The sequence below is a fragment of the Burkholderia ubonensis genome (genome assembly GCF_001718695.1).
In the GTDB taxonomy this organism is placed as follows: domain Bacteria; phylum Pseudomonadota; class Gammaproteobacteria; order Burkholderiales; family Burkholderiaceae; genus Burkholderia; species Burkholderia ubonensis_B.
In genome coordinates this window covers 733,359-745,931 of sequence record NZ_CP013421.1, presented here as the reverse complement: position 1 = coordinate 745,931, position 12,573 = coordinate 733,359, and the positions used below count along the sequence as shown (strand labels likewise).

10 protein-coding genes are annotated in these 12,573 nt (G+C 69.1%); 5 read left to right on the top strand and 5 right to left on the bottom strand.

Annotated features, from left to right (window positions below):
• The first annotated feature begins 40 nt into the window (after positions 1–40).
• The 3 genes from bktB to WJ35_RS18130 all read left to right on the top strand — a co-directional run bounded on the left by bktB (position 41) and on the right by WJ35_RS18130 (position 3,447).
• On the top strand, positions 41–1,237 hold the full coding sequence (bktB, locus tag WJ35_RS18140) for a beta-ketothiolase BktB (RefSeq protein ID WP_069239806.1): 1,197 nt from the start codon (positions 41–43) through the stop codon (positions 1,235–1,237).
• Between the two features lie 33 nt (positions 1,238–1,270).
• Positions 1,271–2,125, top strand: a complete 855-nt coding sequence (locus tag WJ35_RS18135) for a 3-hydroxybutyryl-CoA dehydrogenase (RefSeq protein ID WP_069239627.1) — start codon at positions 1,271–1,273, stop codon at positions 2,123–2,125.
• 140 nt (positions 2,126–2,265) lie between these two features.
• Positions 2,266–3,447, top strand: coding sequence for an aldose epimerase family protein (locus tag WJ35_RS18130; protein ID WP_011879794.1), 1,182 nt, complete (start codon positions 2,266–2,268; stop codon positions 3,445–3,447).
• A 37-nt stretch (positions 3,448–3,484) separates the two neighbouring features.
• Here WJ35_RS18130 and WJ35_RS18125 read toward each other — a convergent pair whose 3' ends face one another.
• Complete coding sequence (locus WJ35_RS18125; RefSeq protein WP_043292581.1) at positions 3,485–4,459, bottom strand: AraC family transcriptional regulator; 975 nt, start codon at positions 4,457–4,459, stop codon at positions 3,485–3,487.
• Between the two features lie 94 nt (positions 4,460–4,553).
• On the opposite strand from WJ35_RS18125, the gene WJ35_RS18120 reads away from it, so the two are divergent.
• Together WJ35_RS18120 and WJ35_RS18115 are read left to right on the top strand one after the other, a co-directional pair.
• Positions 4,554–5,387, top strand: coding sequence for an oxidoreductase (locus tag WJ35_RS18120; protein WP_011879796.1), 834 nt, complete (start codon positions 4,554–4,556; stop codon positions 5,385–5,387).
• Positions 5,388–5,646: 259 nt separating this feature from the next.
• Positions 5,647–6,483 carry an alpha/beta fold hydrolase gene (locus WJ35_RS18115; RefSeq protein ID WP_069239626.1) on the top strand — a complete coding sequence of 279 codons (837 nt, stop codon included), beginning with the start codon at positions 5,647–5,649 and terminating at the stop codon, positions 6,481–6,483.
• A 60-nt stretch (positions 6,484–6,543) separates the two neighbouring features.
• On the opposite strand, the gene WJ35_RS18110 is transcribed toward WJ35_RS18115, so the two are convergent.
• The 4 genes from WJ35_RS18110 to WJ35_RS18095 all read right to left on the bottom strand — a co-directional run bounded on the left by WJ35_RS18110 (position 6,544) and on the right by WJ35_RS18095 (position 12,410).
• Positions 6,544–7,251, bottom strand: coding sequence for a DUF3142 domain-containing protein (locus WJ35_RS18110; protein WP_069239625.1), 708 nt, complete (start codon positions 7,249–7,251; stop codon positions 6,544–6,546).
• A gap of 7 nt (positions 7,252–7,258) precedes the next feature.
• The gene (locus tag WJ35_RS18105; protein ID WP_069239624.1) at positions 7,259–9,427 is read right to left on the bottom strand and encodes a hypothetical protein; all 2,169 of its coding nucleotides are present in this window, start codon (positions 9,425–9,427) and stop codon (positions 7,259–7,261) included.
• 433 nt (positions 9,428–9,860) lie between these two features.
• Complete coding sequence (locus WJ35_RS18100) at positions 9,861–11,267, bottom strand: 3-deoxy-D-arabino-heptulosonate 7-phosphate synthase (RefSeq protein WP_069239623.1); 1,407 nt, start codon at positions 11,265–11,267, stop codon at positions 9,861–9,863.
• Positions 11,268–11,648: 381 nt separating this feature from the next.
• On the bottom strand, positions 11,649–12,410 hold the full coding sequence (locus WJ35_RS18095; protein ID WP_069239622.1) for a 2-keto-4-pentenoate hydratase: 762 nt from the start codon (positions 12,408–12,410) through the stop codon (positions 11,649–11,651).
• Positions 12,411–12,573 lie beyond the last annotated feature (163 nt).

The following is a 12,573-nucleotide window of genomic DNA, read 5'->3' as shown; positions in this document are numbered from 1 at the left end:
GTGACCGCGCATGCGTGCGCGACCGAACTGGAGAGAGATGATGAGCCAAGCAGCAAAGGAAGTGGTGGTGGTGAGCGGCGTTCGCACCGCGATCGGCGATTTCGGCGGCAGCCTGAAGGACTTCGCGCCGACGGAACTCGGCGCGAAGGTCGTGCGCGAAGTGCTGGCGCGCGCGAACGTGCCCGGCGACGCGGTCGGCCACGTGGTGTTCGGCCACGTCGTGAACACCGAGCCGAAGGACATGTATCTGGCGCGGGTTGCGGCGATCGACGGCGGCGTTGCGCAGCACACGCCCGCGCTGACCGTGAACCGGCTGTGCGGCTCGGGCCTGCAGGCGATCGTGTCGGCTGCGCAGACGATCCTGCTCGGCGATGCCGACGTCGCGATCGCCGGCGGCGCGGAAAACATGAGCCGCGCGCCGTACACCGTGCCGGCCGCGCGGTTCGGGCAGCGGATGGGCGATGCGAAGCTCGTCGACATGATGCTCGGCGCGCTGCACGACCCGTTCCAGACGATCCACATGGGCGTGACGGCGGAGAACGTCGCGCGCAAGTACGGCATCTCGCGCGACGAGCAGGATGCGCTCGCGCTCGAATCGCACCGTCGCGCGGCGCGCGCAATCGCGGAAGGACGCTTCAAGGACCAGATCCTGCCGATCGCGATTCGCACGCGCAAGGGCGAAGTGCAGTTCGATACCGACGAGCACGTGCGCAACGACGCGAGCGCCGACGATTTCACGAAGCTCAAGCCGGTGTTCCAGAAGGAGAACGGCACGGTGACGGCCGGCAACGCGTCGGGCATCAACGACGCGGCCGCCGCGGTGCTGATGATGAGCGCGGATGCGGCGCGCGCGCAGGGCGTGAAGCCGCTCGCGCGGCTCGTGGCGTATGCGCATGCGGGCGTCGATCCGGCGTACATGGGCATCGGCCCGGTGCCGGCGACGCAGAAGGTGCTCGAGCGCGCGGGGCTGACGGTCGCCGATCTCGACGTGATCGAGGCGAACGAGGCGTTCGCCGCGCAGGCGTGCGCGGTGACGAAGGAGCTGGGGCTCGATCCGGCGAAGGTGAACCCGAACGGCTCGGGCATCTCGCTCGGTCACCCGATCGGCGCGACCGGCGCGTTGATCACCGTGAAGGCGCTGTATGAACTGAAGCGCATCGGCGGCCGTTACGCGCTCGTGACGATGTGTATCGGCGGCGGGCAGGGCATTGCCGCGATCTTCGAGAACCTTCAATAATCGAGCGCTCAGCACCCGACCACAGGAATCGTCATGGCCATCGAAACCGTAGGCGTCATCGGCGCCGGCACCATGGGCAACGGCATCGCGCAAACCGCGGCCGTTGCGGGACTCAACGTCGTGATGATCGACGTCAACGACGCGGCGCTCGCGAAGGGCGTCGCCACGCTGAAGGGCAGCCTCGAGCGGCTCGTGTCGAAGGACAAGCTCGACGCTGCGACGCGCGACGCCGCGCTCGCGCGCATCGAGACGTCGACCGACTACCAGCGGCTGGCCGCGGCCGACATCGTGATCGAGGCGGCCACCGAGAACGTCGAGCTGAAGGCGCGCATCCTGAAGCAGATCGAAGCGGTGGTGCGCGCGGACGCCATCGTCGCGACCAACACGTCGTCGATCTCGATCACCGCGCTCGCCGCGCCGCTGGCCGACCCGTCGCGCTTCGTCGGCATGCACTTCTTCAATCCGGTGCCGCTGATGCCGCTCGTCGAGATCATCCGCGGGCTGCAGACGAGCGACGCGACCGCGGCCGCGGTGCGCGCGCTGACGGAGCGCTTCGACAAGTCGCCGATCGGCGTGCGCAATTCGCCCGGGTTCGTCGTCAACCGCATCCTGGTGCCGATGATCAACGAGGCATTCTTCGTGCTCGCCGAAGGGATCGCGTCGGCCGAGGAGATCGACCAGGGGATGAAGCTGGGCGCGAACCATCCGATCGGGCCGCTTGCGCTCGCGGATCTGGTTGGGCTCGACGTGTGCCTCGCGGTGATGGACGTGTTCCTGAAGGACTTCGGGGATCCGAAGTATCGTGCGTGCCCGCTGCTGCGCGAGATGGTGACGGCAGGGCGCCTCGGGCGGAAGACGGGGCGCGGGGTGTACGACTACAGCAAGTAAGCGCTGCGCTAAGGTTGATCGATGCGGCCGCCTTCGGGCGGCCGTTTTCGTTTGCGGCGGTGGTCGCGCGCGATCGTCGCGCGCCCGGCAGGCATGCGGATTGCGCGGCGCGATGGACACAACCGTTTCGGAGGTCGTCCATGAACCCGCTCTCGACACGGCGGCCGGTGCTCGCGATCTGTGCATGCGCAACGTTTGCTCTCGGCTCGAACGCTGCGTCGACGGCATCGGCCGCAGCGGCCGCGCCCGACGTGTCCGTCAGCCGTGCGCATTACGGCACCACCGCGGCCGGCCAGCCGGTCAGCCAGTACACGCTCGCGAACGCGCACGGCGTGACGCTGAAGATCATCACGTACGGCGGCATCGTGACGGCGCTCGACGTGCCGGACCGCAACGGCAAGCCCGCCGATATCGTGCTCGGCTTCGATTCGCTGCGCGACTACGAGGCGCACAACGGCAACATCCATTTCGGTGCGTTGATCGGCCGCTATGCGAACCGCATCGCACGCGGGCGCTTCGTGCTCGACGGCAAGACCTGGACGCTGCCGGTCAACGATCCGCCGAATACGCTGCATGGCGGCCCCAATAGTTTCGACGCGAAGGTGTGGACGGTGACGGGCACGCGCAGCGACGCCGACGGTTCGAGCGTGACGCTGCGTTACGTGAGCCCCGATGGCGAAAACGGCTTTCCCGGCACGCTGACCACCGACGTGACCTACACGCTGACGCGCGACGACCTGATCCGCATCGACTATCGCGCGACGACGAACCGGGACACGGTCGTCAACCTGACCAACCACAGCTATTTCAATCTCGCGGGGCACGACGGCGGCAGTGTCGAACGGCAACTGATCGAGATCGCCGCGGCGCGCTTCACGCCGACCGATGCGACGTCGATTCCGACCGGCGCGCTGGCGAGCGTGGCCGGCACGCCGATGGACCTGCGCCAGCTGACGCCGATCGGCGCGCGTCTGCGCGATCGTGATCCGCAGCTCGCCATTGCGCACGGGTACGACCAGAACTGGGTGCTCGACCACGGCGGCCAGCCCGCGCCGGCGTTCGCCGCGCGTGCGTACGATCCGGCATCGGGACGGTTTCTGGAGGTCTACACGACGCAGCCGGGGCTGCAGTTCTATACGTCCAACGGGTTGAACGGCAGCGTCGCCGGCAAGGGCGGCACGCTTTACCGGCAGACCGACGCGTTCGCGCTGGAGGCCGAGCATTTTCCCGATTCGCCGAACCGGCCGGCGTTCCCGACGACCGTGCTCAAACCCGGCGAGACGCTGCATGAGGTGACGGTGTGGAGGGTGGGGGCGCGGTGAAGGGGCGGCGATCGGGCAGCTGCGTCGCATGCGTTGCTCAATGCGACGCCACGAACACCGCACCGTCGAACGGCTCGGGCAGCGCGAAGCTCGCGCGCATGCGCTTCGCTTCCTGCGCGGGCGTCAGTCCGAACAGCCGTTTGAACTCGCGGCTGAACTGCGACGGGCTCGTATAACCGACCGCATAGGCCGCCGCTTCCGCCGTCAGGTCCTGACGCACCATCAGCAGACGCGCCTGATGCAGCCGCGTCGATTTCAGGTACTGCATCGGCGACGCATGTGTGATCGCCTTGAAGTGGCTGTGAAAGCTCGGCACGCTCATGCCGGCCTTGGCCGCAAGCCGCCGCACGTCGAGCGCGCGCGCATAGTCGGCGTGAATTACATGCAGCGATCGGCCGATGCGGCCGAACTGTCCGCGCATCGCCAGCGCGCTTCTCAGCGCGCCGCCCTGCGCGCCGGTCAGCACGCGGAAGTACAGCTCGCGCAGCAGCGCCGGCCCGAGCACCGCCGCTTCGAGCGGCCGGTGCATCGCGTCGACGAAACGCAGCACGCTCGCGTGCATCGCTTCGTCCATCGGCGTCGACATCATGCTCCTGGGCGCCTCTACGGGCGCCGCGCCGCCTTCGCGATCGATCTGCGCCGCCAGCTCGGCGGCTATCGTCAAATCGACGTGCAGGTACAGCGCGAGCAGCGGGCGCTCTACGGTGGCGTCGGTTTCCATGCTGAACGGCACGGGCACCGACACGGCCAGGTAATGGTCCTCGTCGTACAGATAGCATTCGCCGCCGAAGTAGCCGCGCTTGCGGCCCTGGCACACGATCACGATGCCAGGATCGTACAGCACCGGCGTACGCGACAGCGCACGGTCCGAGCGCAGGATGCGCACGCTCGGCAGCGCGGTCGCGTTGTAGCCTTCGTGCGGCGCCAGCGCGCGCAGCAGCGCGATCAGCCGCGCGCGGCGCTGCGCCGGCGGCGACGACGGCGATGGCAGTGACGTGATGATGGCGCTCATAGCTTTAGGCAAGAATCTCAGCGGAATCGGCATTATTCGTCGCAGGCCCTCAGACTAGCATGCATGCCGTGATCGACTTTCTGGAGAACTTCACATGGCATCAGGCACCATCATGCTCATCACCGGCGTGAGCAGCGGCTTCGGCCGGGCGTTGGCGCAGCAGGCGTTGGCGGCGGGGTACACGGTGGTCGGCACCGTGAGAAGCGACGATGCGCGGCGCGCGTTCGAAGCGCTGTCCCCGCAGGCGGCCATCGGCCGCGTGCTCGACGTGACCGACTTCGAGCGCATCGACCGCGTGGTCGCGGAGCTCGAGGCGAGCGTCGGGCCCGTCGACGTGCTGGTCAACAATGCCGGCTACGGACACGAAGGCATCGTGGAGGAGTCGCCGCTGGCGGAGCTGCGCCGGCAATTCGACGTGAATGTGTTCGGCGCCGTCGCGATGATGAAGGCCGTCGTGCCGTTCATGCGCACCCGCCGGCGCGGCCGCATCCTGAACATCACGTCGATGGGCGGGCACATCACGATGCCGGGCATCGCCTACTACTGCGGCAGCAAGTTCGCGCTCGAAGGCATCTCCGAAGCGCTCGGCAAGGAACTCGCGCCGTTCGGCGTCGCGGTGACGGCCGTCGCACCGGGCTCGTTCCGCACCGACTGGGCCGGCCGTTCGATGACGCGGACGCCGCGCTCGATCGCCGATTACGACGCGCTGTTCGATCCGGTCCGGCAGGCGCGCGAACGCAACAGCGGCCGGCAATTGGGCGATCCCGTGAAGGCCGCGCAGGCGATGCTCGCCGTCATCGAAGCCGATGCTCCGCCGGCCCATCTGCTGCTCGGCAGCGACGCGCTGCGCCTCGTGCGCGCCAAATGGGCGGCGTTGCAGGACGACATCCGCGCATGGGAGCCGCTGACCGTGTCGACCGACGGCTGATGCGCGGGCACGCCGCCGCGCGAGCGTCGCGAATTCACACGGTTAGTTGCGCAAAAGAGTGTGCGCTGGCGCGCTGTCGGGCGCCGCTGCGTGCGCTCATGTATTTGGCTTCATGACGCGGTCGCAGTTTTCCGCTACAACGAAGAGGTGCCGAATCGAGCGGCGCGGCATGTGCCGCCGCGCCGCAACTCGATCCCGCCATCCGCCAGGATGGCCCGCCGGCATGCGACGTCCACCTACCCCAAAGGAGCCTGCAGCCATGCCGTACATCACTACGAAGGACCACGTCGACATCTTCTACAAGGACTGGGGCGCGAGGGACGCCCAGCCGATCATGTTCCACCACGGCTGGCCGCTGTCTTCCGACGACTGGGATGCGCAGATGCTGTTCTTCGTGCAACGCGGCTTTCGCGTGATCGCGCACGACCGCCGTGGCCACGGCCGCTCGACGCAGGTGTCGGACGGCCACGACATGGATCACTACGCGGCCGATGCGTTCGCGGTGGTCGAAGCGCTCGACCTGCGCAACGCGGTGCATGTCGGCCATTCCACCGGCGGCGGCGAAGTCGCGCGCTATGTGGCGCGGCACGGCGAGCCGGCCGGCCGCGTCGCGAAGGCGGTGCTGGTCAGCGCGGTGCCGCCGCTGATGCTCAAGACCGACGCGAATCCGGCGGGGCTGCCGCTCGAGGTCTTCGACGGCTTCCGCAAGGCGCTCGCCGACAACCGCGCGCAGTTCTACCTCGACGTGCCGTCCGGCCCGTTCTACGGCTTCAACCGGCCCGGGGCGACGGTGCATCAGGGCGTCATCCGGAACTGGTGGCGGCAGGGCATGATGGGCAGTGCGAAGGCCCATTACGACGGGATCAAGGCGTTCTCCGAAACCGACCAGACGGAAGACCTGCGGTCGATCTCGGTGCCGACGCTGGTGCTGCATGGCGAGGACGACCAGATCGTGCCGATCGCGGATGCCGCACTGAAGTCGATCAAGCTGCTGAAGAACGGCACGCTGAAAACCTATCCCGGCTATTCGCACGGGATGCTGACGGTCAACGCGGACGTCCTCAACGCCGACCTGCTGGCGTTCGTCCAGGCGTAATCAGCTAGCGGCGGCGCGGCACTGCCCACGCGGGCGGCGCCACCGCCGCATAGCCGCGCGTTAGCCGTTGCGCAGGAATACGACGTACCCGCGAAACCACGGATTCGCCGCGAGGTAGGGCGGCGCATCCCACTCGCCGCCTTCGATCACGCCGATGCGGAACGGCAGCTGCAGCCGGGCGACGCGGGGGAGATAGGCGGCGTAGGTCGGGATCGTGCTGCGCCCCTGATAGGTCTGCACGACCACTTCGTCGACGATTCCCCTGAGCTGGTTGACCTGGTCGGTATCGATGCGGCTGCTCCAGTCGAGGAGCCCCGTGATGCTCAACCGGCAATCGGCGGGCAGGGTCTCGCGCAGGGTCCGCAGAAACGCAAGGTAGTCCTGAAGATGGCGCGTGCGCGCATCGAAATCGATCTGGATGCCCGCGATCGTGCGGCCCGACGCACGCCAGCGCGCGAGCTGGGCCAGCATGATCTGCGTGACCCGCGGCGTCCAGCGCAGCGTATGCGCACGATAGACGAGCCAGATGCGCGCATGCGGTGCGGGCGGCAGCGCGACGCCCTGAGCGATGAAGCGCACTTGCGCATCGTCCTGGGGCGACGCCTCGATCTGGCCTTGCAGCACGTAGACGGTGCGCGCGCCACTCACCACCGGCTGCGGCTTCACGCCCGCCCATAGCCAGAACGCATCGTAGTCGCGCGCATCGACGGTGCCGCCCAGCGCCGCGCGGGCCGCCAGCAGCAGCGCGACGCACGCGAGCCGCCTCATGCGGCGCTCACCAGTAGTAGCGCAGCTTGCGCGCCCAAGGCGTGCCCGCATAGCTGGTCTTCAGCGTATTGAACCAGCGCTTGCGGGTGGTCTTCGGAACGTCCTTGCCGCCGCAATCGTTGGAGCCCGACGGCGCATAGCATTTGATCGCCCGATAGAGCGCGTAGGCCCGGTCGTTGGGGTTCGCCTGCGCATCGTCCATCACCGCCACGTAGCTCGGCATCCGTTCGTACCGCTTGCCCTTGAACAGTGACGGCGCACTCCCGAGCGTCGGCGGCACGCGCGTGGCGGCGGCCGGCGCGCTGCGCAGCCACGCCGGGGTCGCATAGCTTTCGATGCCGGCTGCGGGCGGATGAAGGCGCACGAAGTCCGCAAGGCAGTTGAGCGCTGGTGCGTCGGCGGGGTTTTGTTGCAGCGCCGCCGCGACGTCGCGCGCGGACGGGCATACGTAGCCGTCCGCATTGCGCGCGCCGGACGCGACGAACGGCTTCAGCGGCTCGGCCGGCGCACCGGACACCAGCGCGACGTCCGCGACGAAGTCGGCGTAGTGCCCGCGCGTGAACTCCTTGTACAGCAGCGTATAAAGCGCGATGTCGCGCAGTGCAGCGCTGGTCGCTGGGTTCTGCGCCTGCGTGCGCAGCAGCGCCGCCCCGGCCGTACGCTGCAACAGCACGGCGCGGATCGCCGCATTCTGCACCGGCGAATCGGCGGCGAATGCGTCGTCGACGAGGCCAGCCTGCTCGAGGTTGATCGCGAGCGCGAGCTCCAGCGCTTCGCGCTGGAAGGGGAGTTTCGCGAGCGGGATCAGATCGCGCCAGAGCTGCCGCGCCTTGTCGGTCTGGCCGCTGTCCTCCAGCGCGAAGGCGCGCAGCGTCTGCTGGCTCAGGCCGAAGTAGTCGAGCGACGCGCCGGGCGTCTGCGGCAGCAGTGCGAGCGCGGCATCGGGCTTGTGCCCGATCTGCAGATACCAGGTCGCGACCAGATAGTCGTGCAGCGCCGGCGCGGCGGCGAAGCGCGGCTTCTGCGCGCGCAGCTCGTCCAGCGTCAGCGGCTTGTCGCGGCTCGCGTCGCCGCTGTTCGACGTGCGCATGCGCATCAGGTCGACGGTCGCCAGCATGGCGGGCGATTGGACCTGGCGCGCGTCGAATCCCGATGCGAACAGCAGCTTGTTGTCGAGTTCATTCGCCAGTTGCATGAGCGGCACGTTCGACGCCGTGGGCGACCAGCGCGCGAGCGCGTGACCGTACAGGTCGGCCTGTTGCGTGACGTTGCCGCCGAGCCACGCGATGCGCCGCAACAGCCCGGTCGCGGACACCGCGTAGTCGCCCTGCGGATAGATCTTCAGGTAGGTGCGAAACACGGTGTCGGCGGCGTCGAGCGAGACCTTCGTCACGCGTTCGCGTGACGGCGTGGGGCTGTCGTTGTCGAAGGCATTGGCCTGCGCGGCGTTCAGCTGCGCGCGTCCGGCCATATAGAGCCCGGTTTCCTTCAGCCACGGGTTGGCGCTGCGCGATGCGCCGGCGAATGCCTTGGTCGCGGCGAGGAAGTCGAAGCGGTAGAACGCGTTCGCGCCGTCGAGGTAGGTCGCGAAGTCGCGGGCGAGCGCCGATTTGACCGGCGGTCGCGTCCAGGAAGCGGTCGCGCCGCCCGCGGCGCAGGTCTTCTGCGCGATGTCGGCGCGGGCGGCGCGCAGGCGCGCGGCTTCGTCAGCGGGAAGGCCGGCCGCTCCGCTCAGGGCGTCGTTGAACGCTTGCGCGCCCGACTCCATGCTGCGGCAGATGCTGCCTTCGCCATCGGCGTAGCGGTTCGACGATGGATCGGCGTCCTGTCCGTCGCCGGTCTTGTCGGGCGACTTCTGGCCGATATCGATCCAGCCGGAAAAATCCATCGGGAACGGCACGACGATCTGGTTGATCCGCTCCTTCGCCGGGATGGTCTTCGGGTCCGGGAAGAGCTGCGCGACCTTGCCGCTGTCGACCATCAGCAGCATCGCGTTGATGCGCGTGTCGTTGCCGGGGCTCAGCATCGGCACGTTGCCGCACGAGTAGGCGCCCTGCCGCAGCGTGAGCTGCACGTCGCAGGTGTCGTCGGAGCTGGCATGGGCGGCGGGAACGCAAAGCAGGCTCGCCGTCAGCGAGGCGATCAGGTTTCGGTGCAGCGTCAGGGTGATTGGCATTTTTCTTGTGCTTGGATGGGGGCGCGACGGCCGGTTCTCTCAGGAGGATTTCGCCTCGGCGCGTATCGTACATCACGTGTGGCGGGGAGTTGGGGACTTCGCGGGGCGCTGGTGCCTGCGGTGAGAACGATGCCGATGCCGATGCCGAAAGTGACGGCGATGTCGGGCTCGGCCGGACACCGCGCGTCGCGACGGTCCGAACCGTGTACCCGCTGCCGGCCGCGCATTGGATGGCGCGGCTGGCAGCGCGAATGGCGTCGACCGTCGAATGGTCGATGAAGCTCTTGAGCGTTGTAGACGAAGCGCAGACGGACGGCGCAATCGCGCGTGGGCTGGGACGACCGCGCCGCGCTGGAGCCGCACAGGCTCGTTGAGCCTGCCGACCGCTTATGCGGCGCGCATCAACGCGCGACGCGATGCGTCGAGTAACGCGTCACGCATCGTTCACGGCGTTGTCGGCCTGGTCGCCGTCGATCGCGGCCAGCAGATCGTCGACGCCGACCATCAGCGCGCGCACCTGCCGTAGCGATTCGTACTGGTGCAGCACCGGCCGCCACGACGGTTGCGTCAGCAACGCTTCCCAGACGGCCTGCAGGATGGCCGTGTCGGCGTCCCCGTGCTGCGCCAGCGCGCTCGCATACGCGAGGCTCGCCGGCGTCGACAGCAGCTGCATCCGGCTGGCCGCGCCGAGCAGCCGCGGCGTCGGGTCGGCCGACGCATCGCAGCAGTACAGCACCTCGCGCTGCAATGCCGCATCGTCGATCGTCAGCGCGTGCAGCGACGCGCCGTGCACGCGTATCGAGCCTTCACGCGTGTCGAACGCGTAGACGGTATGCGGATCGGCTTGCGCGAGCAGGCTCAGCCCGCGCAGCAGGCGCGGCAGATCGGACGTGGCCGCATCCGCGGATGCCTTCGCCTCGACGAGGAACCGCATGTTCCACGCGGTCGACGGATCGCCGCCGCGCGCGCGCTCGAGCAGGACCGCGTCCCATTCGGTTTTCGCGCGGTCGTGCCGGCCGGGTATCGACGACGGCACGCGCATGGAGGTGACCACGCGGTACGTGCGCTGCGCGTCGATCGCGTCGAGCTGGTCGGCCAGCGTCCCGAGGGCCAGCGCGGCCAGCGCTTCGACCGCCGCGCCGCGCCGTTGCGACGTCGCGCCTTGCGCGACGGCCAGCGCGCTGCCTTCGGGCGGCCCCTGGCGTTCCCACAGTGCGCGGTACTGCCGAACCGCCGGGTCGACCGACAGCGCGGCGAGGCGCTGCAGACGTGCGAGCGCCGGGTTGTCGTGGAGTTTCGCGAGGTCCCGCTGGAATGCCGGGTCGGCTGCCGTTTCCGGCTGCGCAAGCAGGTGTCGCAGTTCGGCGTAGAGCGTGTCCCACGACGCGCCGGCCGCGGCCGCATGCAGCCGCGCGAGCGGCGCGCGCTGCCACGCATGCGCGTGCCGCTCGAGCCGCGCCGGATGCGCGATCGTGTTGACGGCCGAGCGCAGCGTGCGCCGATCCGGTTCGGCGTGGGCGGCGAGCGACGCGTATTCGCGCACGACCGGCGCGCGATGCCGCAACACGGCGGCCTGGAACGCGGGATCGCCGCCGCGCGCGTCCATCGCGGCGCGGATGATCCGCGCGAGCGCGTCGACGAAACGCTGCTGCAACGCGGCGCCGGGCGCTCGGCCGTCGGCGAGCTCGCGGCGCGCTTCGTCGATCACGGTCGCGACGACGACGGCCGGATTCGTCGCGTCGTCGAGCGACGACGCAGGCACGAGCGGCGGCAATCGGTAACGGCGATCGACGGTGCGCAGGACTTCGTCGAGCAGGGCGGGTAACGGTGCGGGCGGCATGGCGAAGGACCGGTGGAGGCGGTGCGTGCGCGATGTGCAACGGTATCACGTGGCGCCGGCACGCTGCGCGAGGGGTGATTGCGGTGTAGCCCGGTGGCGAAGGCGCGCCGGGACGTTGGGCTCGGCATGGCGCGGCGTGGGCAGCGGCTGCCTCAGGCTCAACCGACGCTTCAACCTCGACCGAGGCGCGCGACCTGCCCGAACTTCGCGACGGCTCGCGCGTCATGCCGTCCGCGTCACCGAGGCGGTTGCGACGCTGCCGCGCGCGGAAGTCGCGCCGCTGCGTTGCCCTGAATCCGGGGCAACAGCGGCTGCGGGCGCCTCGGCCTCAGCGTCAACCGACGCCTCAACCGCCGCGCGCGACCTGCTACGACTCGGCCGTCAAGCCGTCAGCGTGACCGTCAGGCTGCCCAGCTCGCCGAAGCGCACGGTCAGCACATCGCCGAGCGGCACGTCGATCGCGCCGGCATACGAACCCGTCGTCACGATCTGGCCGGCCCGAACGGATTCGCCGCGCGCGGCGAGGAAATTGACGAGCCACAGCAGCGGCCTGAGCGGATGTCCGTCCGGGTGCCGGCCGTCGATCGTGCGGTTCAGCGCGCCTTCGAACGACAGCGCGAGCGTCTCCAGCGGTGCGTTCAGTCCGTCTTGCACGACGGGGCCGACACACAGCCCCTGGTTGAACTGGCCGTCGGCGAGGAGTTCGAACTTCGACGCGCGGGCCGGCTCCGCGTAGCGGCAGCCGAGCACTTCGAGCGCGACACGCACCTCGCGGATCGCGCCGCGCACGTCGTCTTCGTCGTAGGGCCGCTCGCGCGGCGGCAGATCGCGGTCGATCACGAACGCGATCTCCGGTTCGATGCGCACGATCGGGCCGCCCACGACGCGGTACGGCCCATCGGCTTCGCGGATCGTCGACGCGAAGATCGGCGCGACCACGACGCGCCCCGGCGGCGGCAATGCGCATTTCCATCCGCCGATGGTTTCGCCGAGCAGGTCGGCGACGCGATGCTGGATCGCCAGCGCGGTGTCGACGTCCTGCGGGCGGCAGGCATCGGGCAGCAGCGGGCCGGGCACGCCGGCATGGCGGGCGGCGACGAGATGCTGGGCGGCGCCGTCCACGCGTTCGGTAGTCGTTGTCATGTCGGTTGAGTGAGGTGAAAGTGGGCCGGCAAAACGGGGCCGGACGCAGATCGAAGGTCTGATGATAGCGCCTTCGGCGCGATGCACCGAGCGTGGCGCGCGGCGCTTGGCCGCACAACGGGATTTTCGCGGAGCTTGATCGTCGTCAAGCCCGCAGTCGCAC